The organism is Salininema proteolyticum, assembly GCF_042685645.1.
Taxonomy (GTDB): domain Bacteria; phylum Actinomycetota; class Actinomycetes; order Mycobacteriales; family Micromonosporaceae; genus Salininema; species Salininema proteolyticum.
In genome coordinates, this window is record NZ_JBHUNX010000001.1 from 1,687,416 (window position 1) to 1,709,807 (window position 22,392).

Consider the following 22,392-nt stretch of genomic DNA (forward strand, 5'->3'; position numbering starts at 1 on the left):
GGCCCGCCCCCTCGGATCGTCGTCGGCTTTGCGGCGGAGGAAGTCAGAGTCGTTCGGCGTCCCGAACCACGTCCAGAATGAGGCGGCAGGCGGCTTTCCCGTCCGCGACGGTGAAGGACTGCGGCTCGTCCTCGCCGTGCCTCCAGGCCTTCTCCAGTACCGCCTCGTGCTGGGGGAATTTCTGCAGCGCATAGCGGAGCGCCTGCTGCTTGGACAGGAAGTCGCGGTGGCGCAGGGTGTAGTAGAGCCGCTGCGACCCCGAGGCGTAGTGGTAGGCGGTGACGGCGGGCAGCGGGTCCGAGTCCGCCCGGCCCTCCAGCTTCGCGAGGCCTTCCACGGCCAGCCGCTTCCAGTAGCCGTCGAGGTTTTCCCTGAGCCACCGGTCCCAGCCTTCGGGGAACTCCGTCAACCCGTACTCGCCGGGCGCGCGGCCTGAGACGACGACGGCCTTCGCGGCCAGTTCCGCCCACAGAGCCAGCGGGACGTCTTCGCCGTCGACGGTCTCCACCTCGTTTCCGGATACCGCGACGGCGGTACCGCTCCGCGGGCGGACGAGCTGGGCGGGGGAGAGGTAGAATCCCTCGAAGCGGACGTCCTCGGGGATCTGCGAATGGATCTCGCCCAGGGCGGACAGGTCCTCCGCGTCGGGCTCGCGCGCGGCCACGGCGACGAAGTCTATGTCGGAGTGCCCTTCGCGCCAGCCCGCGAGGGCGACCGAACCGGTCATATAGAGCGATTCGACCAGGTCGGGCGCGTGCTCGTCCACGAGGGACTCGTATTCGTCGACGATCTGGCGCACTCGGTCGGGAATCATGCGGGCATCCTATCGGACACCGCGTCGCAGATCAAACACAGAGAGGCCTATGCTCGCTCCAATGGACAGAACACGCCTGGTCGCCGTCGGCGACGCGCCGGAGCTGGCCCGCCTCGCCTCTCAGAACAGGGACTTCCTCGCTCCCTGGGAGCCCGAGCGGTCCGGTGACTACTTCACCGTGCGGCGCCAGCACCGCCTCATCGAGTCCGCCCTGGAACTGGCCGAGGCGGGCACGATGCTGCCGCACGTGATCCTCGATTCCGACGGCGGCATCGCCGGCCGGATAACCCTCAGCGGCATCACCCGCGGAGCGTTCTACTCCTGCAACGCCGGTTACTGGGTCAGCGCCGACGCCAACGGGAAGGGCCTGGCCACCGAAGCCGTGGCGGAGATGAGGGAGATCGCCTTCGACGACCTTGGCCTCCACCGGGTCCAGGCCGAGACCCTGCCGCACAACGTCGCGTCGCAGAGGGTACTGGCCAAGACGGGCTTCCAGCGGATCGGCTTCGCCCCAGAGTTCCTTCGCATTGCCGGGCGGTGGCAGGACCACGTGATCTACCAGGTAGTCAATGAGGACTGGCGCGAGCCGGGACCCTGAGGCGGGTCAACGGCGTTCGTGAAGATAGTTTCGCAGCGCAATGAGGAAATGACTACCGAGAGATTTGCGTCCGGGTTCCTCAACGGGCTTTTCTTCCTCGTCCGCCATCTCATCGCCCCTGGCCTCGTATGAGTAGGCCTTGGAGATCCAGAAGCGGTAGGTCTGGTTCTTGAGTAGAATTCCCATGAGCACCAAGGCGAACACTACGAAGAAGGGCACAGCCGAACGCGGATCGAGGTCGGGCGCCTCGTTCCAGAGATTGAATGTGGACACGGCGAAGAAGGAAGAGCCTGCAACGAATAGAAATTCGCCGACGGTCTGCATGTGAATGGCGTGGCGTTCCGCTCGGTAAGCCAGACGATAAGCGGTTCGACGGTCCAAGATGATCGACGGTTCATCGGGATCGGGCCATCGCATCTGGAGGCCGGTGAAGAACGTCTTGTACTTTATTCTCTCCCGATCGACGGTGTCCTCCGATCCGATCGGGTATCGACCGCGTTGAGCGGTATACCGGCGGAAGTTCTGGATGAACAGAATTGTGAATGCCGCCATGGTGGAGAGGCTGATCGCGGTGAGGGTGAGAATCGCCGTCATCCGGTGATCCTCCTGTGGCGTTCGGGAACGGAGATCGGAGTCAGGATGCCGTGCATCGTAAGATACGCACCGACTAGGACAATCGCGAGTTCGGCCGCGTGTTTCGCAAGCTCGGAGTTTCCAGTGCGGATCCAGGCGTACACCGCCCAGGCAGAGAAGATGAGAACGGCCAGCGCGGCGATTCCACTGAATACGGTCTTCAGTAGGTGGGATATGGGATTTCGGAATTTCTCAGGCGTTGGAGCGCCGTTTCTCTTTCGCTTCATAGCGGTGATGGTAGGAGAGGCCACCGACACAGCTGAATCGCGCGGCAAAGTTCCAGTGGAGCTGTCCGGAGGTCTCTCCGGAACGCGAAAACGGGTGCGGCCCCGTGACGGACGGGGCCGCACCCGGCGGATTCTACGAGGTCAGCCTGCCAGGAGGGCCACTTCGGCCCTCAGCGCGGCGGCGACGTCTCCGTCGAGGGACCCGCTCCTGGACCACTGGTCCAGCTTCGCCGTCACCTGACGGACCTTGTGCGGGTGGCGTTCGATCTGACCGATCTTCTTGTCCAGCCAAGCAGCCTGCTCGCCGCTCAGCTCTCCTCGCGTCCGGAGGTCTCCGACCAGTCCGCGGACCGAGTCGAACGAGACCATGCCCAGTGCCACGACCTCCGGGTCGTGGTCGGACACGCCGCGGTTCCATATCTCCGGCTCCTCGCCGAGACCGTAGTTGACCGCGGTGTAGTCGGAGTTGATGTGGGCGACGCCGACGTCCGCCAACCGCTCCATGGCCGCGGGGTTCGCCCAGAACTGGTCGAGCGTCTGGGTCTGTCCCTGATAGCCGTAGGTGTAGGCGGAGACGGGCTCCTCCTCCAGGGACACGGCGTAGAGGCTCTCCATGGAGCTGTCGTAAAGAGCCTTCAACTGGTCGGAGGGCCCGTACCAGTCGCCGCTGATGCGCTCGCCCTCGGCGTAGGGGTCGTCGGGCCGGGGGAAGACGTTGAAGTCGCCGCCAGCCAGCAGCAAGGCGCCGTCGGCCGAACCGGCCTCGCTCACCCGGGCCAGGTAGTCGGCCTGCTCGATGCGCTGCAGGACACGGCGGTCGGGCCCGGAGGAGAAGTGGTTGTTGACGAGGTAGACCTCATCGGACGAGGAGAGGCCCGGCTCGCCGCTCCAGACGCGGAAGTGGCCGACCTGGGGAGCGCGCGGGTAGACGTTCACCCCGTCGCACTCCTTGGGACCGGACTTGGTGCACTCGTCGGTGACGCGCTCGGGCAGTTCGGCGTTGAGCGCCTTGGGGTTCTGCACGTCGGAGTTGGACTCCAGGGCGGCGCCGTCGTAGTCGATCGCGGGAGAGGAGCCCAGGAGCGGGTCCCCGTCGCGGGCTTCGAGGAGCTCGGCGCGGTCGGTCCGGTAGAGGAAGGCGGTGGTGATGCCGCGCAGGTCGCCCGCGTCGGAGTCGTAGACGGCCCGGTACTCGGCGCCTCCGGCGGCCCCGATGGCGAGCGCGAGCTCCTGCAGCGAGTCGGGGGCGCCGTCCTTGTGCGCGTTGGACTCGCCGGTGTTCTCGAGGTCGCAGACGAGTCCTCCGCCCTCGACGGAGCAGACGTCCTGGTCCTCGGTCTCCTGCACGAGGAGCACGGCCGGCTCGTGCAGGTCGTTGACGATCTGGTCGGCGGTGCGGGCGAGGCGGTCCTCGTACTCCTCCTGGGAGGAGGGCACGTAGTTGAACGGCGGGTCGATGGTGCCCACGCCGTCGTCACAGCCGGGGTTTCCCTCGAAGTCGCAACCGGACTCCGGGTTGTCGCGCAGGTCGTAGAGGTTCTCGACGTTGTAGGCCGCCACGGCCGCCTCGGAGCGCGAGGGGGCCGAGACCGGGTTGTTCGCGTCGGGGGAGAGGCCGTCCTCGAGCGACAGGCTCTCGGGGTTGAGGGCGTACTTCCCGTAGGTCAGGTACACGCCGCCGGCGGTGTCCTCGGTGACGCGGTCGTAGGTCTTCGCCTGCGGCAGAAGCTCGTCGGAGTCCCCGGCGGCGGACTTGACGCCCATGGCGCCGATGAGGAAGCGGTAGCCGTTGCCGTCGGGGGAGGAGGGGTCGTTGTCCAGCGGGTGCGCGTCGCGGAAGGCGCGGGCGGAGTAGTCCCCGCGCTGGGCGATCTCGTGGTCGGGGTGGACCGCCCACATCTCGGAGTCGGCGCCGTAGGTGGCGCGGTTGGAGACGATCGCGGAGTCGGCCGCGACGGTCAGCTGCATGCCGAGGCGCCGGTGGAAGTACCGGCGGGCGTCCTCGGCGTCGTCGGGCGGGGCGGCCTCCTGGGAGGCGACCACGGCGCGCGGGTCGCCGTGGTGGTCGACGACGTCCCACACGAAGGCGCTGGAGCCGGTGAACTGGGTGTTGCCGTAATAGGACTTGACGGTGGCCTTGAGGACGATCTCATCTCCGACCGATACGTCCCAGCGGGATCCGTACTCTTCTTCGGCGGGCGAGTCGTAGGCGGTGCGGAGATCGGTGTACTCGCCGTTGTAGACGAAGATCCCGTCCGAGGAGTCGGGGTCCCCGTCGGTCGCGTCGGCGCGTTCCTGGAGGAAGAACCCGTTGGCGCCGTTGCCGTCGAGGGTCCGCTGCGTCACGACGCCCTGGACGGTCACCTTCTGGTTCAGCAGGGGTGAGCGGAAGTCGGTTTCGTCCTGGGCGATCGACCCCTGGACTTCGCCCAGGCGGGTGTGGGCTCCCTCGGCTTGCGAGGCGCTCGGGACGAGGAGGGCGGCCGTGAGGCCGGCGGCGGCGAGGGCGGCCCGCCAGGGCCGTCGGAATGCCGGGAGGCGCATGGAAGCTCCTTTGCTTCGGTGAAAGGTGCCGGGGTGTGGCACATCATATGATCCCATGTCTACTCGGCGCCTTTCACCTGGGCTCGTTCTGTCGGTTCGGGGCCGGCGGGACCGGTCCGGGCTCTCTGGGCGCGCGGCGGTGAGCCGCCGTGTCCCCGTTACGGGCGCTCCGACCCCGTCTTGTGAATAAAGGTATGTCAATTCACTCAATCATGGGATCTTTACGCGCGCAATACGGAGACGTGAACATTCTTCGACGGGTTCGGGAAAACTCGCTCCGCGACGGGGACCGCACCGAGGGTGCCCGGGGGTGGAGGGGACACCAACTTCGGCCGGACCGTGGGACCGCGTCAGTCGAGGGCGATAAGCTAGCGGTGTGTTGGACGAGCTTAGTATCCGGAATCTTGGTGTGATCGCCGAAGCTCAGCTACCGCTCTCCCCCGGGCTCACTTGTGTCACCGGAGAGACCGGTGCGGGCAAGACCATGGTCGTGGCGGGACTCGGGCTCCTCTTCGGAGGCCGCAACTCCCGCGCCCCCCAATCGGTCGAGAAGACCCGCCTGGAAGGCCGGCTCCGCGTCGACCAGGGCGGCAAGGAGCTGCGCCGCATCCTGGAAGAGGCCGACGCCGAGACGGAGGACGACGGAACCGTCCTCCTCGCGCGCTCCATCTCGCCCGAAGGGCGCTCGCGCGCCTGGGTCGGCGGACGGTCCGTCCCGCTGGGAACGCTCGGCGACGTCGGAACCGCGTGCCTCAGCGTGCACGGCCAGTCCGACCAGATGCGACTGCTGGGAGCCCCCGAGCAGCGCGGCGCCCTGGACCGCTTCGGCGGACCGGGCCTCGCCGCCGCCCTGGAGGAGTACCAGGGGCTGTTCCACTCGCTGCAGGAGGCGCGCGGAGAGCTCGAGAAGCTCGTCGCCGACGCCGAGCGCGCCGAGAGGGAGACGGCCGAACTGCGCGAGGGCCTGGCCGCCGTCGAAGCGGTGGACCCCGCGCCCGGCGAGGAGGAGGAACTCGCCGCCGAGGCCCGCCGCTTGGAGAACTCCGAGACGCTGCGCCGTGCGGTGCAAGGAGCCTCGGAGATCATGAGCGGCGACGACGCCGCCGGCGTGCTCGGCGCCATCGACGCCGCCGCCTCGGCCGCCGGCCTGCTGCAGGCCGAAGCCGACCACGACGAGGTCCTCGGAGCGCTCGCCGAGCGCATCTCCGAAGCCTCGACCCTGTTGTCCGAGACGGCCGTCGACCTCTCGTCCTACCTGGACGACCTGGGGAGCGACCCGGGCCGCCTGGAGCAGATCTACGAGCGCCAGGCCTCGTTCAAGAGCCTCTTCCGCCGCTTCGCCCCCGACATCGACGGCGTCCTCGCCTGGGCCGAGGAGGCGCGGAACCGCCTGGAGCGCTTCGAGAACTCCGAGGAGCTCATCGCACGGGCCCGGGAGGAGGCCGCCCGCCTCGAAACCGAGACGACCGCCTCCGCCGAGGAACTGCGCCGCAGGCGCACCGAGGCAGCCGAGGCGTTCTCCGGCCGCGTGAGCACCGAGCTGAAGGAACTGGCCATGCCCCACGCGGAGGTCACCGCCGAGGTGCGCCCCCGCTCCGCCGGCAAGGGCACCCTGGACCTCTCGGTCGGCGGTTCCGAGGCCGGCCTGGCCGCCGACGGCGCCGACGAGGTCGAGATCCTCCTGCGCCCCCACCCCGGGGCCCCGCCCGCTCCGCTCCACAAGGGGGCGTCGGGCGGCGAGCTCTCCCGCGTCATGCTGGCCATCGAGGTCGTCTTCGCCGGCGTCTCCTCGCCGCCCGTCCTCGTCTTCGACGAGGTCGACGCCGGGGTCGGAGGGCAGGCCGCCACGGCCATCGGCCAGTGCCTGGCCGCGCTGGCCCGCCGCCACCAGGTCGTCGTCGTCACCCACCTGCCGCAGGTCGCGGCGTTCGCCGACACCCACCTCGTGGTCTCCAAGGACACCTCCGGCACCGTCACCACCTCCGGCGTCTCCTCCGTGGCCGACGTGGACCGCGCCCGGGAGCTGGCCCGGATGCTCGCGGGCATGCCCGACTCCCACCTGGGCGTCGCCCACGCCGAGGAACTCCTCGCCCAGGCGGCCAAGGCGAAGGCCTCCACCGTGTGAGCTTCCTCGCCCCCAGGGTTTTCGAGGGAGGCAGACCTTTGCATGGCGCCATAGGCGCGTGGGTCGCTAGCGGCGGGTAGCCCTCCCTCCAGGGCGGAGAGAGGGGGCCGCCCCGCCGTCGGACGGCGCTCCGCCGTTCGTATGATTTCCCCGCGGGACAGTTGACAAAGCTGCGCGTCGCTCGCCCGCCGTGACCGGAAGGTGGCATTATATTTCTGATGCGTGTACGTAGTTTGCGAAAGTCGTCCCGCGCGGGCGACGCCGAAGGGTCCAGCGACCGACTCAGCGGACCGGCCCGGCTCGACCGGCGGACCAAGCGCCTGTGCGGGCGCCTCGAACCGGTCGACATAGCCGTCATCGACCACGTCGACCTCGACCGCGTGGCCGCCGACTCGCTCGTCGCCACCGGGGTCAAGGCCGTCGTCAACGCCTCCAAGTCCATCTCCGGGCGCTACCCGAACCTCGGGCCGCAAGTGCTGGTGGAGAACGGGATCACCCTCATCGACGAGGTCGGCGAGGAGATCTTCGACAAGGTCCGCGACGGCAAGCGCATCAGCATCGAGGGCGACAAGGTCTACCTCGGCGAGGAGGTCGTCGCCCAGGGCCGGCGCGAGACCGCGGACTCGGTCAACGCCGACATGGACTCCGCCCGCGAGGGGCTCTCGGTCCAGTTGGAGGCCTTCGCCGCCAACACGATGGAGTACCTCAAACGCGAGCGCGACCTCCTCCTCGACGGCGTCGGCGTGCCCGAGGTGCGCACCAAGTTCAACGGCCGCCACTGCCTGATCGTCATCCGCGGATACAACTACAAAGAGGACATCGACGTCCTGCGCCCCTACATCAGGGAGTTCAAGCCCGTCCTCATCGGCGTCGACGGCGGGGCCGACGCGCTGCTGGAGGCCGGCTACACCCCCGACATGATCGTGGGCGACATGGACTCCGTCTCCGACGACGCCCTGCGCTGCGGCGCCGAGGTCGTCGTCCACGCCTATGCCGACGGCCGCGCGCCGGGCATGGAGCGCACCGACAAGCTCGGCGTCTCGGCCACGCCCTTCCCGGCGGCGGCCACGAGCGAGGACATCGCCATGCTCCTGGCCGACGAGAAGGGCTCGGAGCTCATCGTCGCCGTCGGAACCCACGTCACGCTCGTGGAGTTCCTCGACAAGGGACGCGGCGGCATGGCCTCCACCTTCCTCACCCGCCTGCGCGTCGGAGGAAAGCTCGTCGACGCCAAGGGCGTCAGCCGCCTCTACCGCCAGAACGTCTCCTTCTCGGCGCTGCTGCTGCTCATCGTCTCCGCCTTGGCCGCCATGGCCACGGCGGTCGCCATCTCGGCGGTGGGACGCTCCTTCATCGACGTCCTAGCCGACTGGTGGGACGGCCTCATCTTCCAGATCCAAAGGCTCTTCTAATGATCAACTTCCGCTATCACCTGATCTCCCTGACGGCGGTGTTCCTCGCCCTGACCGTCGGCCTCATCCTCGGCACCGCCGCGCTCAACGGTCCCGCGGTGGACGCGCTGTCGGAGACGACGAACAACCTCAAGGAGAACAACCAGCAGCTGCGCGACGAGATCAACACGCTGAAGGAAGAGCTCGCCGACGACCAGTCCTTCGCCACGGAGATCGCCCCGACCTACCTCGCCGACAAGCTCTCCGGGCAGAACGTCCTCCTCGTCACCCTCCCCGACGCCGAGCCCGACGCGGTCGAGGGCGTGGAGAAGATGCTGGGATACTCCGGGGCGGGCAACGCCGGGCGGATACGGCTGCACGACTCCTTCTTCGACCAGGCCACCAGCGAGCGCCTGACCGACCTGGCCCAGGACGTCACCCCCGACGACATGGACGCCCCGGTCGTCTACGACGGCGTCGAGGCCGCCGGCGTCCTGCTCTCCGGGATCGCCACCTCCAAGTCCGGCGGCGAGGAGGTCGACGTCAGCGAAGGCGACATCACCACGGTCACCGAGGCCGCCCAGGCCCTCGAGGTGCTCACCGTCGACCAGAAGCTCACCGGCGAGGCCGACGCGGTCCTCATCGTCGGCAAGGGCGGCGCCTCCGGCTCCGACGCCGACTACTACAACAGCTCGGTCGCGACCCTCACCGGCGCGTTCGCCGCCGACGCGGCCACCACGCTGGCCATGGCCGACGGCGGCCAGAACGACGCGATGTCCACTGTGCGCACCGACCTCGCCGACACCGTCTCCACCGTCGACAATGTCTCCACCACCCAGGGGCAGGTGGCGACCGTGGCCGCGACCGTGTCGCTGGCCGTCGGCTCGGAAGCGGTAGCCTTGGGCAACGGAGACAACGCCGACAGCCTTCTACCCGAAAGCATCTGACAGTGGGAACCATCAAGCAGTCGCTGGGGCGAGTGGCCCTCGGGGCGGTGGCGGCTGGAGCCACCACCGCCGCCATCAGCGCCGTCCGCTCCTCTAAACGAGCCGCCGACCTCGAACGCGTCAACCACAAGGGGGACGTGGTCTCCCTCGCCGAGGGCCCCGGAGTGGCCATCGGCGCGACGGCCGGGGCCGTGGCCGGCGCCTCCACCCCCGCCTACGCCGCCGCGGCCGCCTGCAGCGGCCTGGTGAGCGGGGCCGTCGGACTCTACGACGACATGGAGGACACCAAGGGAGAGTCGGCCAAAGGCCTCAAGGGACACCTCGGAGCGCTCAAGGAGGGGCGCCTCTCGGCCGGGGCCGTGAAGATCCTCGGCATCAGCGCCGCCGGACTCGCCTCCGCCGCGCTGGTCGACGCCTCTTCGGACAAGCGCAGGCGCGGGTGGAGGGGACTGCTCTCCACCGCCGTCGGGGGAGGGGTCATCGCCGGGGCCGCGAACCTCGTCAACCTCTTCGACCTCCGACCCGGCCGCGCGTTGAAGGTCTCGACCGCGTCCTCCCTGCTCCTCTCTGCCCGCGCGGGGAAGAGGGCCCCCTCCACAGCCGTCCCGGCGATCAACACCGCCGTGGCCGTCCAGTCCGCCGCCGCCACGGCCCTGCCCGAGGACCTCGAGGGCAAGACCATGCTGGGCGACTGCGGGGCCAACTCCCTGGGCGCCCTCCTGGGCCTCAGCTATGTCGCCCGCACCGGCCTGATCGGGCGGGGGCTGGCCCTGGCCGCCATAGCCGGACTCACGCTCGCCAGCGAGAGGGTGTCGTTCACCGAGGTCATCGCCGAGACGCCCATCCTGCGGGAACTGGACGAACTGGGACGCGACACCGCCAAGTAGCGAAAGAGCCGAATGACCGACCAACCATCGCGAGCCGAGGCGCCCGCCCCGCCCGGCGACCGAGTAGGCAAGTCCGCCACGCTCATCGGCGCGATCACCATTGGGTCGCGCCTGGCGGGGTTCGCCCGTATGCTCGTGCTGGGCTGGGGGGTCGGTCTGGCCGGTATGACCGCGGCCTACCAGAACTCGAACACCATTCCCAACATGATCTTCGAGCTGGTGGCCGGGGGCGCGCTGGCGGCCCTGGTGGTCCCGCTGCTGGCGGCCCCGATCGCGCGCCGCGACAGGGACGAGGTCTCCCGCCTGGCCTCGACTTTGCTGACCTGGGCGGTGGTCGTCCTCGTGCCGCTGGCGGTCCTGGTGGTCGTGTTCGCCCGCCCCCTGGTGGTGCTGGTCGCCTCGGACAAGATGGCGCCCGAGGTGCTCGACGCGGCCACCGAGATGCTGGCGTTCTTCGCCCCGCAGCTGCCGTTGTACGGCATCGCCGTCGTCCTCACCGGCGTCCTCCAGGCCCACCGGCGCTTCGCCTGGCCGGCACTGGCGCCGCTGCTGTCGAGCCTGACGATGATGGCCGTCTACTACGCCTACGGCGTCGTCACCGACCACGCCGACCAGCCGGGTGAGGCCGGCCAGGTCGGCATCGTCCTCCTCGGCCTCGGAACGACCTTCGGCGTCCTCGTCCTCGCCGGCTGCCTCTTCTTCCCGCTGCGCGGGCTCCACCTTCGGCTGCGGCCGAGCCTGCGTTTCGACGACCACGTCACCGGGGCGGTCAAGTCGCTGGCCATCGCCGGCGCGATCACGTTGGGGGCCCAGCAGGTCTGCCAGCTGGTCCTCATGCACCTGGCCAACAGGGCCGACGAGGCGGGAAAGGGGGTCGTCGTGGTCTTCACCTTCAGCCAGACGTTCTTCCTGCTGCCCTGGGCGGTGCTCGCCGTCCCGCTGGCCACGGCCGCCTACCCGGCTCTCAGCGAGTCCGCCGCGCTCGGCGACCGCGGGCGCTTCGCCACGACCACCGCCAAGACCACCCGCTCCATCGTGCTCCTCTCGGGTCTGGGAGTCGCGGCCCTGGCCGGCCTGGCCCAGCCGATCTCGGTGGTGCTCACCCAGATCGCCGCCGGGGACGCCGACGACCTCGCCGAGACGGCGAAGGCCTTCACCGCCACCCTCACCGGGTTCTCCTTCGGACTCGTCGGGTACTCGCTGTTCGCGATCCTCTCCCGCGCGCTCTACGCCGTGGGCCACCCGATCCGCTCGTCGGCGGCCACCGCCGTGGGCTGGGCCGCCGCCATCGCGGCGGGGCTCGCGCTCTCCGGCGCGATGCCGCTGGAGGACCGCCCCCTGGCGCTCTCGCTCGGCTGGTCGATCGGCATGACGGTCATGGGCGTCGCGCTCCTGGCCGTCCTCGTGCGCGCCTGCGGCCGCGCGACCCTGCGCAAGCTTCCCCGCGCGCTCCTGTCCGCGGGGGCCGCCACCATCCTGTCCATCCTCGCCGCCCGCTACCTGCTCGACCTCTGGGGCGAGCCGGCGCGGGCGACCGAGGCCCTCCTCAAGGGGTTCACGGGGGGACTGGTCATCCTCGTGGTCTACGGTCTCGTCGCCGCCGCGTGCGACGCCCGCGACCTGAGGGCCGTCCTGCGCCGCAGGAAGAACTCCACCACGTCCACAGCTGAGACCACCGATCGGAAGGAGCGCCGGTGAACCGCCGCCGCACAGCCCTAGTCCTCGGTCCCTCCACGGGGGGCATCGGAACCCACGTCGCCTCCATCGCGAAGGGACTGGCCGAGCACGGTGACGCCGTCACCGTCGTCGGACCGGAGGAGACCGACGAGCGGTTCGGTTTCCGCGCCTCCGGCGTGCGCTTCCTTCCCGTCCCCATCGCCGCCAAGCCCTCTCCGGGGCTGGGCCTCTCCCTCGCCTCGGCCCACCGCGCCCTGCACGGGGCCAACGGCCGCGGCTTCGACATCGTGCACGCCCACGGCCTCACCGCCGGCGTCACGGCCATGGCCGTCCGCCCCCGCGGCGCGGCGTTCGTCACCACCTGGCACAACCAGCTGATCACCTCGGGCCTCAAGCGCAAGGTCTCCGACGCCGTCGAGACCGGTCTGGCCCGGGGCGTCGACGTCGCGCTGGCCGCCTCCTCGGACCTGCAGCAGCACCTGACCGAGATCGGGGCGCGCGACGCCCGCCTCGCGCCGGTGGCCGCCCCGCCTCGCCGCGCCGAGGGCGACGCCGTGGCGATCCGCTCGGAGCTGGGCAGCGGGCCGCGCCCCGTCATCGTGTCGGTCGGCCGCCTCCACGAGCAGAAGGACTACGAGACGCTCGTCGCCGCCGCGCGGCGGTGGAAGGACGTCGACCCGCGGCCGATCGTGGCCATCGCCGGATCCGGCCCGGAGCACGACGGGCTCCAGTCGCTCATCGACTCCACCGGGGCGGACGTGCGCCTGCTGGGCCACCGCACCGACGTGGCCGACCTCCTCGCCGCGGCGGACCTCGCCGTGGTCACCAGCCGGTGGGAAGCGCGCCAGCTGTTCGCCCAGGAGGTCATGCAGGCCGGCATTCCGCTGGTCGCGACCCGCACCGGCGGGATCCCCGAACTGGTCGGCGAGGCGGCCCTCCTCTTCGAGGTCGGCGACGTCGACGCGCTCGACCGCGCCGTCCGCGGGCTGCTCGACGACCCGGAGGCCCGCAAGGCGCGCGCCTCCCAGAGCCTGGAGCAGGCCGCCACCTGGCCGGACGAGGACGACACCGTCGCCGCCCTCGACGCCCTCTACCGTGAACTGTCGGGGAGATAACCGGTGATCAGCCGAAAACGACTGCAATCGATTCCCGGCCGGCTCGGCAGGTGGGCCGGGAACAACCGCGACCTCCTCCTCGCCTGGGGACTGGTCGCCCTGCTCGCGGCGTTCGCCGCGTGGCAGGTCCTGCCCCGCCCGGTCAAGGAGGCCGTCACGGAGCGCGCCGACGAGGTCATCGTCCTCGGCGCCGAGGGGCTCACCTGGAGCGACATCACCGAGGAGGACACCCCCAACCTCTACCGGATCGCCTCCCGCTCCGACCTCGCCGAGCTGGAGCTCAACTCGGGCCACCGGATCACCTGCACCGACGCCGGCTGGCTGACGCTTTCGGCGGGCGCGCCGGCGGTGGCCGAGACGCTGCCCTCCGAGTCCTGCGGAGAGGAGGAGTCCGCGCCGGAGCTGTCGGCCAACGGCGAGGGCGCCTCCATCGTGGGCTACAGCGAGCTCTACGAGCTCAACCGCACCATGGAGCAGAACACGCGCCTGGGCACCCTGGCCGCCGCCTCCGGGGAGTGCACCGCGGCCGTCGGCACCTACTCCGCCTACGGCGCGGCCAACGGCGTCGGGCGCATCGAGCAGTACCGCGACTCGCTGCCCGAGGACGACCTCGCGGACTTCCTGGCCTCCTGCCCGCTGACTCTGGTGGACGGGTCGTTCTCCGAAGGAGGCGACGAGGAGAGGCTCGCCGAGCTCGACGCCCTGGCAGGGCGCCTGGACGAGGCCCGGAGCGAGGGCAGCGCGCTCGTCGTCGCCGGCCTGGGGGCCGCCGACGACCGCAACCGCCTCCAGACGCTCATGATCGACAGCGGCGGAGACAACGGCCTGCTCGACACGGCCGGAGAGCGCCCGGGACACCTCAAACTCACCGACCTCACCGCGACCCTCATCGCCCTGCTCGGCTCGCCCCAGCCGGACTACCTGGCCGCGAATCCGGCCGGCTTCATCGACGACCCCTACGACTTCCCCGACCGGCTCGCCTCGTTCAGCGACTCCGACCAGCGCCTCTCGGTGGCCCCCGAGGCCTCCTCGCGGGCCCAGTGGCTGCAGGCCGCCCTTCTCATCGCCCTGGCGGCCGTCGCGCTCCCGCTCATGCGCCTGCTGCGCCGCGCCGGGCAGCCGGGCGTCAAGCCGCCGAGCATCTGGTTGATGCGCGCCGACATCCTCATCGCGCTGGTGTGCGCGCTGTTCTCCACCGCGACGCTCCTGACCGACCTGTTCAAGTGGTGGGCGCTCCCGGCGCCCACCGTGCTGGGGCCGCTCCTGGCGCTGCTGGTCGCCTGCGTCCTCGCGGTCGGCGCGGCCCTGCTGCCGCGCCGCCACTCGCCCTCGACGCTCTTGGCGATCGTCTCGGCGCTCGGAGTGGCCGTGAGCCTCACCGCCATGGCCGTCCACTACAAGCTCGCCATGGGCACCCTGCTCGGCGACGCCTCGATCGCGCGCACCACGAGCCAGGCGATCGGGCCGGCCGTCGCCGGGATCTACATCGGGTCGCTGTGGATGCTCGCGGCGGCCATCGCGTGGAACCTGCACCGCCGCTACCACGCGCCGGTCATGGCGGCCATCGGCTGCCTCGGGGTGGCCGGGGCGGCGACGCCCGTCCTGGGGAACTCCTCGGCCACCGCGGTGGCGCTCATCGTCGGCACCTGCCTGGCCGCCGCCCTCGCCTACGGCGGGTGGATGACGGCCATGCGACTGCTGTGGTCGTTGCTGGCCGGCGGGGCGGTGCTCCTGCTGGTGCTGTGGCTGGACTACCGGCGCCCGACGGGGGAGCAGGGTCCGCTGGGCGAGGTCGTGACCGACCTTCTGGGTGAATCCAACGGGGTGATCAGCGACGCCACCGGGTCGAACCTGGTGGCGGTGTTCACGTCGCCGCTGAGCGTGGTGGCGCTCATCGCCGGGCTCTACTGCTGGATGGTGCTGCTGCGCCCCGGCGGGGGCCTGCGCCGCAGCTTCGGGCTCCACCCGCCGCTGCGCGCCGCCTTCACCGCGGCCGTCGTGTCATCGCTGGTGACGGGCATTCTCGCCGGCCGCGGGCTCATGGTGCTGGGGGTGTCCCTGGCGGTGATCGTGCCGCTGTCGGTCATCGTCGCCCACCGGGTGCTCGCCCGGGCGCACGTGAAGGAGGGCCAGTTCGCCGACATGACGGTCGACGCACCGTCGTGGGTTGACGGCGATCTCGACCGGTGAAGTGTTAGTGTGGAATCCCGTGGGTTATACCGCATCGTCCAGCTCCAAAACAGAGGCGCAACCACGGGAGTTCGCATTGAGCAACGTCGTCAACGGCCAAGTCCGGCACACCAAGCACATCTTCGTCACCGGTGGGGTGACCTCCGCCCTCGGCAAGGGGCTCACCGCCTCCAGCCTGGGCAACCTGCTCTCGGCACGCGGCCAGTACGTGGTGATGCAGAAGATCGACCCGTACCTCAACGTGGACCCCGGCACCATGAACCCCTACGAGCACGGCGAGGTCTTCGTGACCGAGGACGGCGGTGAGACCGACCTCGACATCGGCAACTACGAGCGCTTCCTCGACAGGAACCTCTCCAAGTACGCCAACGTCACCACCGGCCAGGTGTACTCCGACGTCATCGCCAAGGAGCGCCGCGGCGACTACCTGGGCGCGACGGTGCAGGTCATCCCGCATATCACGAACGAGATCAAGTCCCGGGTGGCGGCCATGGCCGAGGCCGAGCCGGAGAGCGGGCGGATCCCCGACGTCGTCATCACCGAGGTGGGCGGCACCGTCGGCGACATCGAGTCGCTGCCGTTCCTGGAGGCCATCCGCCAGTTCCGCCACGACATCGGCCGGGAGAACTGCTTCTTCATCCACGTCTCGCTGGTGCCCTACCTGGCCGCCTCCTCGGAGATGAAGACCAAGCCCACCCAGCACTCGGTGGCGCAGCTGCGCTCCATCGGCATCCAGCCCGACGCGATCGTCTGCCGCTCCGACCGCCCGGTCCCGGAGTCGATGAAGCACAAGATCGCCGGGTTCTGCGACGTGGAGGACGCCGCCGTGGTCTCCACGCCGGACTCCCCGTCGATCTACGACATCCCCAAGACCCTGCACGCCGAGGGCCTGGACGCCTACGTGGTCCGCCGCCTCGACCTGCCGTTCAAGGACGTCGACTGGACGACCTGGAACGCGCTGCTCGACCGGGTCCACAATCCCGAGCACCACCTGAAGGTCGGCATCGTCGGCAAGTACGTGGAGCTGCCCGACGCCTACAAGTCGGTCGTCGAGGCCCTGCACGCCGCCGGCTTCTCGCACTACGCGAAGGTCAAGGTCGAGTGGATCGAGTCCGACACCTGCGAGACGCCGGAGGGCGCCGAGTCCGCCCTCGGCGGGCTCGACGCGGTCGTCATCCCCGGAGGCTTCGGCACCCGGGGTGTGGCCGGCAAGCTCGGCGCGCTCACCTACACCCGCACCAACCGCGTCCCGACGCTCGGCATCTGCCTGGGCATGCAGTGCATGGCCATCGAGGTGCTGCGCAATGTCGGCGGCATCGTCGGGGCCGACTCCACCGAGTTCAACCCGGACGCCGTGCACCCGGTCATCTCCACGATGGCCGACCAGGAGGACATCGTCGCGGGCAACGCCGACATGGGCGGCACCATGCGGCTGGGCTCCTACCCGGCCGTCCTGTCCGAGGGCTCGATCCTGGCCGAGCTGTTCGGGACCACCGAGGTCTCCGAGCGCCACCGCCACCGCTACGAGGTCAACAACGCCTACCGCGACGCCCTCGAGAAAGCCGGGCTGCACCTGAGCGGGCTGTCCCCGGACGGTCGCCTGGCCGAGTACGTCGAGCTGGACCGCGAGCAGCACCCGTACTACGTGGGGACGCAGGGGCACCCGGAGCTGAAGTCCCGTCCCACCAAGCCGCACCCGATGTTCGACGGCCTGGTCAAGGCCGCCATCGACGCACGTTAGCGCTCTCCGCGCCCAAATCGGCGCAGAGAAGAAGGCCGCCACCGGTTCTCCGGTGGCGGCCTTCTTCTCTGCCCGTGCTCAGACTCCCACGGGAGCCTTGGGCTCTTCGGCCGCGGCCGTCTCCGTCTCCTGGCGGCGGCGGGCGTCGCGGCGCAGGACCAGGACGACGACCGTGCCGACGGCGATCAGCAGGCCCGCCCCGATGAACGCGGCGACGTCCAGCGAGTCGGTGAACGCCTGCTGGGCGCGCGAGACGAGCTCGCCGCCCGCCTCGGGCTCCATGCCCCCGGCGGTCTCGAGGGCTCCGGCCAGCGTCTGCCGCGCCGAGGCCGGAGCGTCGGCCAGCTCGGACTGGTAGACGGCCGTGGCCACCGAGCCCAAGACCGCGACGCCGAGCGCTCCGCCCAGCTCGTAACCGGTCTCGGAGATCGCCGAGGCGGCTCCGGCGCGGTGGGCCGGGGCGGCGGTCATGATCGCGTCGTTGGTGACCGTCTCGGCGAGGCCGAGACCCGTGCCGACGGCGGCGAACGCCAGCGCCACGAGGGCCGCCCCGCTGTCGACCGACGTCTGCGTGATGACGAGGAAGCCGATCGTCGCCAGCGCGGTGCCCCAGCCGATGATCGTCGCCAGGGAGAGCCTCTGCGACAGGCGCACGGCGACGAAGTGCGAGGCCACCGCGAGCACCAGGCCCGGGATCAGGATGACCCCCGCCTGCATGGGCGAGTAGCCGAGCACCAGCTGCAGGTACTGCGTCAGCAGGAACATGGCCGCGATGTGGGCGAACACGAACGTGAAGTTCGTGGCCACCGACGCGGAGAACCGCGGGACCCGGAAGAGGTCGAGGTCCATCAGCGGGTGCTCCAGGCGCTGCTGCCGCTTGACGAAGAGGTAGCCCGACACGACCGCGGCCAGCAGCGCGGCCACCGAGACGAGGTTGAATCCGTCGGTGGCGAAGTGCTTGACCGAGTAGGCGAAGGGCACCATCGCGAAGAACGACAGGGCGACGCTGGGGAAGTCCAGCGGTCCGGGCCTCGGGTCCCTGCTCTCCGGCAGGACGAACGGCGCGGCGAGGACGACCACCAGCGACACGGGCGCGGCCATGAGGAAGACCGAGCCCCACCAGAAGTGGGTCAGCAGCCAGCCGCCGATGATCGGGCCGGCGGCGGCCCCGGCGGAGAACGCCGAGCCCCACACGGCGATCGCGAGGATGCGCTGGCGGTCGTCGGGGAAGACGTGGCGGATGCTCGCCAGGGTCGTGGGCATGAGGGTCCCGCCGGCGACGCCGAGCAGCACCCGCGCGGCGATCAGCATTTCGGGGCTGGTGGAGTACGCTGCGATGACCGAGGCGGCGGCGAACCCGACCGAACCGATGAGCAGCAGCTTCCGCCGGCCCACCCGGTCGGCGACTCCTCCCATGGTGATGAGGAGTCCCGCGAGGACGAGGCCGTAGACGTCGACGATCCACAGGAGCTGTCCGGCGGACGGGTCGAGGTCTTCGGACAGGAACGGCACGGCGAAGCCGAGCACGGTCATGTCGACGGCGATGAGGAGGACCGGCAGTGTCAGCACGGCCAGGGCCGCCCACTGGCGGCCGGTGATGGGTGGGCGGTTGGTCGCCATGGTCTCATCTCCTTGGACAATCGAATGGTGCGAAAAGGGGCGGGATCCGCCCATCGACTAAACCGTCTAGACGGTATAGTTATTCCATCCTAAGAGAGGACTGCACAGTGAGCAAGCAGGAAATAAGTACTCGTGATCGAATTCTCAACGCCGTGGAGTCGCTGCTGAAAGAGCAGGGTTCGAAGGGCGTGACCCTGGACGCCGTGGCCGCCTCGGCCGGGGTCTCCAAGGGCGGGCTCCTCTACCACTTCGGGTCGAAGTCGGAGCTCTACGACGGGGTGGTGGCCCGCTTGAGAGAACGGGAGCAGCACTACTTGGACGAGGCCCGCAACGGCGACGCGGTGGAGCTGTTCATGCGCGGCTCGGCCGCCCCCGACAGCGACGCCGCCAACCTCTGGGCCATATTCACCTTCCTCCGCGGCAACGAGGAGCTCTCCGACCAGGCCCGCGAGGACATCGCCTACACCTTCCAGGGATGGGGCGAGGTGCTGCGCGACTCCCTGGGCGACCCGGTCCTGGCCGAGGCCGTCCGCCTCATCGGCGACGGCGTCTACCTCTCGGCGCTCGCCGGACTCCCGCTGCCGAGCGAAGAGCTGGTTTCCCAGATCATCGACCGGCTCGTGGGAGAGAAGTGAGGACAATGGGGACCATGGACTACTCCATCACCGAAACCGAGACCGCCTACCGGGCCTACGCCTACGATCTGAAGGTCGCGCAGGTCCGCATGCCCTCCGGAGACACCGTCCGGCGCGAGATCCTCGACCACGTCGGGGCCGTGGTCGCCGTGCCTCTCAACGACGCCGGCCAGGTCGCTCTGGTGCGCCAGTACCGCGTCTGCACCGGGGAGTACCTCTGGGAGGCTCCGGCCGGGCTCCGCGACCAGCCGGGGGAGGACCCGCTCGCCACCGCCCGGAGGGAACTGGCCGAGGAGACCGACCTGAGGGCCGCCCGCTGGGACGAGCTGGGGGCCTTCTACACCAGCCCCGGCATGACCGACGAGAGGATCCACCACTACCTCGCCCGCGACCTGACCCTCGTCCCCCACGGAGAGCGGCACGCGCGCAAGGACGAGGAGGCGGACATGGAGCTGCGCTGGTGGGACCTCGACAAGGCCCTGGAAGCCGTCGCCGCCGGTGAGATACGCAATGGCGTCACCGCTCTGGCGTTGCAGCTCACATACGGTCACCTCCTGTCTTCGAAATAAAGGAGAAATTGTCAAAACTCCTTAGTAACATCGTCGGCCCCGCGTTATCCCGATGGAATCAATGGCTTAAAGTGAGGGTTGTAAGCGGCCGTGGCGCCTGCCACCGCAGGTGCCACGGCGCCGCCGGGACCGTACCCGGCGGACCGACGAACGCCCGCATGCTCGGACAGGGCAGTGAATAGGAGTAGGGATCGTGAGAATAGCCGTCCCCCGGGAGATCAAGAACAATGAGAACCGTGTCGCCCTGACCCCCGCGGGCGTCCACGAGCTGGTCAAGGCCGGCCACGACGTCACCGTCGAGAACGACGCGGGACTCGGATCGGCCATCCCGAACGAGGAGTACACCGACGCCGGCGCGCGGATCGGCGCCGACGCCGACGCCACCTGGGAGGCCGGCGAGCTCGTCCTCAAGGTCAAAGAGCCGATCGAGGCCGAGTACCACCGCATCAAGAGCCACCACACGCTCTTCACCTACCTCCACCTGGCCGCCTCGCGCCCCTGCACCGACGCCCTCGTCGAGTCCGGCGCGACCGCCATCGCCTACGAGACCGTCCGCACCGCGGGCGGCGCCCTCCCCCTCCTCGTTCCCATGAGCGAGGTCGCCGGGCGCCTCTCCGTCCAGGCCGGCGCCTACCACTTGCAGCGCTCCGAAGGCGGACGCGGCACCCTCCTCGGCGGCGTCCCCGGCACGCCCGCCGGCAGGGTCGTCATCATCGGCGCCGGCGTCTCCGGCATGAACGCCGCCGCCATCGCCGTGGGCATGGGAGCCGACGTCACGCTCCTCGACCTCGACAAGAACAAGCTGCGCGCCGCCGACGACCTGTACCGCGGCCGCATCCGTACCGTCGTGTCGAACTCCTTCGAGGTCAAGCGTTTCGCCGCCGAGGCCGACCTCCTCGTCGGAGCCGTCCTCGTGCCCGGCGCCCGCGCGCCCAAGGTGGTCACCCAGGAAGTCCTCGACGTCATGAAGCCCGGCGCCGTCCTCGTGGACATCGCCATCGACCAGGGCGGCTGCTTCGAGCACTCCCGCCCGACGACCCACGACGACCCGACCTTCACCGTCGACGACAAGATCTTCTACTGCGTGGCCAACATGCCCGGCACCGTTCCCGGCACGTCCACCCACGCCCTGACGTCGGCGACCCTGCCCTACGTCATGAAGATCGCCGGCCGCGGCTGGGTCGAGGCGCTGAAGTCCGATGCGGCCCTTGCCGAAGGACTCAACACCTACCAGGGACAGGTCACCAACGGCCCGGTCGCCGAGGCGTTCGGCCTGCCGCTGCTGCCCGTCGAGGACATCCTGGCCAAAGCCTAAGTGGGTGGGTGACCCTCAGCCCCTTCGCAGCACGTCATCTCGCACCGTTCTCGGGGCCCGATAGGGCTTCCGCCCATCGGGCCCCGAGAACGGCACGATCTAACGCACTGCGCGGGGCCCTTGGCCGCCTTCGGTGGCTGCCTGAGCTCCTTCCAGCGCCACCGCCGCGACGCAATCGCGCGGCCGCACTGATGAAATAGCTCTTTCCACATGTCGCACAAGAGCTCAGGCCCGCGATCCGCGGGCCCGCCGAATCGCTCGGCGGGCCCGCGGACCTCGTACGGTGGGCCGGTCGTCTCAACAAAGCGCACGGGCGCCCGCGAATCCTCGACGCTGCGGCTAAACTGACTTACAGTAGAAGACTGATCAGGCGGTCAGACACCAGACATTCCGGAGGCCCCAGCTATGACCAGTGTGGACAACAACGACAAGTGGGCTGCCCTCAGGCAGGCACAGGTCCCGCCCAACGACTCCGAGGGCGACTTCTCCTCGCCGGACCCTGAGACCTACACCGGAAAACGCGACATCCCCGCGCCCCGCCCCCTCGACCGCCACGGGCCGGCACGGATCATCGCGATGGCCAACCAGAAGGGCGGCGTCGGAAAGACGACCACCACCATCAACCTCGGCGCCGCGCTCGCCGAGTACGGCCGCAAGGTCCTCCTGGTCGACTTCGACCCCCAAGGCGCCCTGTCGGTCGGCTTCGGCTCCAACCCCCACACCCTGGAGCTGACGGTCTACAACCTCCTCATGCAGAAGGACATCAACGTCCACGACGTCGTCGCCAAGACCAATGTCGACGGACTGCACCTGCTGCCGGCCAACATCGACCTGTCCGCCGCCGAGATCCAACTGGTCAACGAGGTCGCCCGCGAGCAGACCCTCTCCCGCGTCCTGCGGCCGGTCCTCAGCGAGTACGACTACGTCCTCATCGACTGCCAGCCCTCCCTCGGCCTGCTGACCATCAACGCGCTCACCGCGGCCCACGGCGTCCTCATCCCCCTGGAATGCGAGTTCTTCTCGCTCCGCGGTGTGGCCCTGCTGCTCGACACCATCGACAAGGTCCGCGAACGCCTCAACTTCGACCTCGAACTCGACGGCATCCTCGCCACCATGTACGACTCGCGCACCACCCACTCGCGCCAGGTCCTGCAGCGCGTCGTGGAAGCCTTCGGAGAGAAGGTCTTCTCCACCGTCATCGGCCGCACGGTCCGCTTCCCCGAGACCACCGTCGCCGGAGAGCCCATCACCACCTGGGCGCCCGCCTCCTCGGGCGCGCGCGCCTACCGGCAGCTGGCACGCGAGCTCATTCACACCACCGGTAAGTAAACCGCCTCCCTGACCGCCCGCGAGACACCGAAGCC

The 22,392-nt window shown here is 69.8% G+C and carries 18 protein-coding genes; 13 read left to right on the forward strand and 5 right to left on the reverse strand.

Annotation, left to right across the window (positions count from 1 at the left end):
* Positions 1 to 43: 43 nt before the first annotated feature.
* Positions 44 to 814, reverse strand: a complete 771-nt coding sequence (locus ACFTE1_RS07905) for a hypothetical protein (RefSeq protein ID WP_380621787.1) — start codon at positions 812 to 814, stop codon at positions 44 to 46.
* Between the two features lie 61 nt (positions 815 to 875).
* Here ACFTE1_RS07905 and ACFTE1_RS07910 point away from each other — a divergent pair, with 61 nt between their 5' ends.
* On the forward strand, positions 876 to 1,412 hold the full coding sequence (locus tag ACFTE1_RS07910) for a GNAT family N-acetyltransferase (protein ID WP_380621785.1): 537 nt from the start codon (positions 876 to 878) through the stop codon (positions 1,410 to 1,412).
* 6 nt (positions 1,413 to 1,418) lie between these two features.
* Here ACFTE1_RS07910 and ACFTE1_RS07915 read toward each other — a convergent pair whose 3' ends face one another.
* The 3 genes from ACFTE1_RS07915 to ACFTE1_RS07925 form a co-directional block, all read right to left on the reverse strand.
* Positions 1,419 to 2,006, reverse strand: a complete 588-nt coding sequence (locus ACFTE1_RS07915) for a hypothetical protein (RefSeq protein ID WP_380621783.1) — start codon at positions 2,004 to 2,006, stop codon at positions 1,419 to 1,421.
* Positions 2,003 to 2,272: a hypothetical protein gene (locus ACFTE1_RS07920; RefSeq protein ID WP_380621781.1), complete on the reverse strand. Its 270-nt coding sequence runs from the start codon at positions 2,270 to 2,272 to the stop codon at positions 2,003 to 2,005. Before ACFTE1_RS07920 ends, ACFTE1_RS07915 begins: the two co-directional genes overlap by 4 nt.
* A gap of 141 nt (positions 2,273 to 2,413) precedes the next feature.
* On the reverse strand, positions 2,414 to 4,816 hold the full coding sequence (locus ACFTE1_RS07925; RefSeq protein WP_380621779.1) for a hypothetical protein: 2,403 nt from the start codon (positions 4,814 to 4,816) through the stop codon (positions 2,414 to 2,416).
* Between the two features lie 376 nt (positions 4,817 to 5,192).
* On the opposite strand from ACFTE1_RS07925, the gene recN reads away from it, so the two are divergent.
* From recN to ACFTE1_RS07965, 8 genes are all read left to right on the forward strand, one after another.
* Complete coding sequence (gene recN / locus ACFTE1_RS07930) at positions 5,193 to 6,941, forward strand: DNA repair protein RecN (protein WP_380621777.1); 1,749 nt, start codon at positions 5,193 to 5,195, stop codon at positions 6,939 to 6,941.
* Between the two features lie 218 nt (positions 6,942 to 7,159).
* A complete protein-coding gene (gene steA, locus ACFTE1_RS07935; protein ID WP_380621775.1) occupies positions 7,160 to 8,353 on the forward strand; it encodes a putative cytokinetic ring protein SteA in 1,194 nt (397 codons plus the stop codon).
* The gene (locus tag ACFTE1_RS07940; RefSeq protein WP_380621773.1) at positions 8,353 to 9,279 is read left to right on the forward strand and encodes a copper transporter; all 927 of its coding nucleotides are present in this window, start codon (positions 8,353 to 8,355) and stop codon (positions 9,277 to 9,279) included. Before steA ends, ACFTE1_RS07940 begins: the two co-directional genes overlap by 1 nt.
* A 2-nt stretch (positions 9,280 to 9,281) precedes the next feature.
* Positions 9,282 to 10,166, forward strand: coding sequence for a hypothetical protein (locus ACFTE1_RS07945; protein ID WP_380621771.1), 885 nt, complete (start codon positions 9,282 to 9,284; stop codon positions 10,164 to 10,166).
* A 12-nt stretch (positions 10,167 to 10,178) separates the two neighbouring features.
* Positions 10,179 to 11,864 carry a murein biosynthesis integral membrane protein MurJ gene (gene murJ, locus ACFTE1_RS07950; protein WP_380621769.1) on the forward strand — a complete coding sequence of 562 codons (1,686 nt, stop codon included), beginning with the start codon at positions 10,179 to 10,181 and terminating at the stop codon, positions 11,862 to 11,864.
* Positions 11,861 to 12,958, forward strand: coding sequence for a glycosyltransferase family 4 protein (locus tag ACFTE1_RS07955; RefSeq protein WP_380621767.1), 1,098 nt, complete (start codon positions 11,861 to 11,863; stop codon positions 12,956 to 12,958). Before murJ ends, ACFTE1_RS07955 begins: the two co-directional genes overlap by 4 nt.
* A gap of 3 nt (positions 12,959 to 12,961) precedes the next feature.
* Positions 12,962 to 15,148: a hypothetical protein gene (locus ACFTE1_RS07960; RefSeq protein WP_380621765.1), complete on the forward strand. Its 2,187-nt coding sequence runs from the start codon at positions 12,962 to 12,964 to the stop codon at positions 15,146 to 15,148.
* A 76-nt stretch (positions 15,149 to 15,224) separates the two neighbouring features.
* Entirely contained in the window at positions 15,225 to 16,889 is a 1,665-nt protein-coding gene (locus tag ACFTE1_RS07965; protein WP_380621885.1) for a CTP synthase, read from the forward strand.
* A 78-nt stretch (positions 16,890 to 16,967) separates the two neighbouring features.
* Here the strand turns inward: ACFTE1_RS07965 and ACFTE1_RS07970 are convergent, their stop codons facing one another.
* Positions 16,968 to 18,509 carry an MFS transporter gene (locus ACFTE1_RS07970; protein ID WP_380621763.1) on the reverse strand — a complete coding sequence of 514 codons (1,542 nt, stop codon included), beginning with the start codon at positions 18,507 to 18,509 and terminating at the stop codon, positions 16,968 to 16,970.
* Between the two features lie 107 nt (positions 18,510 to 18,616).
* Between ACFTE1_RS07970 and ACFTE1_RS07975 the strand changes: the two genes are divergently transcribed.
* The 4 genes from ACFTE1_RS07975 to ACFTE1_RS07990 all read left to right on the forward strand — a co-directional run bounded on the left by ACFTE1_RS07975 (position 18,617) and on the right by ACFTE1_RS07990 (position 22,357).
* Positions 18,617 to 19,144: a TetR/AcrR family transcriptional regulator gene (locus tag ACFTE1_RS07975; RefSeq protein WP_380621761.1), complete on the forward strand. Its 528-nt coding sequence runs from the start codon at positions 18,617 to 18,619 to the stop codon at positions 19,142 to 19,144.
* A gap of 14 nt (positions 19,145 to 19,158) precedes the next feature.
* Entirely contained in the window at positions 19,159 to 19,713 is a 555-nt protein-coding gene (locus tag ACFTE1_RS07980; protein WP_380621759.1) for an NUDIX domain-containing protein, read from the forward strand.
* Positions 19,714 to 19,906: 193 nt separating this feature from the next.
* Positions 19,907 to 21,028 carry an alanine dehydrogenase gene (ald, locus tag ACFTE1_RS07985; protein WP_380621757.1) on the forward strand — a complete coding sequence of 374 codons (1,122 nt, stop codon included), beginning with the start codon at positions 19,907 to 19,909 and terminating at the stop codon, positions 21,026 to 21,028.
* 405 nt (positions 21,029 to 21,433) lie between these two features.
* Positions 21,434 to 22,357: a ParA family protein gene (locus ACFTE1_RS07990; protein WP_380621755.1), complete on the forward strand. Its 924-nt coding sequence runs from the start codon at positions 21,434 to 21,436 to the stop codon at positions 22,355 to 22,357.
* The last annotated feature ends 35 nt before the right edge of the window (positions 22,358 to 22,392 follow it).

Excerpts from the sequence above, each read along its gene's own strand:
- ACFTE1_RS07910 (WP_380621785.1), top strand. The coding sequence starts at position 876 with ATGGACAGAACACGCCTGGTCGCCGTCGGCGACGCGCCGGAGCTGGCC.
- steA (WP_380621775.1), top strand. The coding sequence starts at position 7,160 with ATGCGTGTACGTAGTTTGCGAAAGTCGTCCCGCGCGGGCGACGCCGAA.
- ACFTE1_RS07920 (WP_380621781.1), bottom strand. The coding sequence starts at position 2,272 with ATGAAGCGAAAGAGAAACGGCGCTCCAACGCCTGAGAAATTCCGAAAT.
- ACFTE1_RS07940 (WP_380621773.1), top strand. The coding sequence starts at position 8,353 with ATGATCAACTTCCGCTATCACCTGATCTCCCTGACGGCGGTGTTCCTC.
- ACFTE1_RS07970 (WP_380621763.1), bottom strand. The coding sequence starts at position 18,509 with ATGGCGACCAACCGCCCACCCATCACCGGCCGCCAGTGGGCGGCCCTG.
- murJ (WP_380621769.1), top strand. The coding sequence starts at position 10,179 with ATGACCGACCAACCATCGCGAGCCGAGGCGCCCGCCCCGCCCGGCGAC.
- ACFTE1_RS07905 (WP_380621787.1), bottom strand. The coding sequence starts at position 814 with ATGATTCCCGACCGAGTGCGCCAGATCGTCGACGAATACGAGTCCCTC.
- ACFTE1_RS07925 (WP_380621779.1), bottom strand. The coding sequence starts at position 4,816 with ATGCGCCTCCCGGCATTCCGACGGCCCTGGCGGGCCGCCCTCGCCGCC.
- ACFTE1_RS07990 (WP_380621755.1), top strand. The coding sequence starts at position 21,434 with ATGACCAGTGTGGACAACAACGACAAGTGGGCTGCCCTCAGGCAGGCA.
- ACFTE1_RS07980 (WP_380621759.1), top strand. The coding sequence starts at position 19,159 with ATGGACTACTCCATCACCGAAACCGAGACCGCCTACCGGGCCTACGCC.
- ACFTE1_RS07915 (WP_380621783.1), bottom strand. The coding sequence starts at position 2,006 with ATGACGGCGATTCTCACCCTCACCGCGATCAGCCTCTCCACCATGGCG.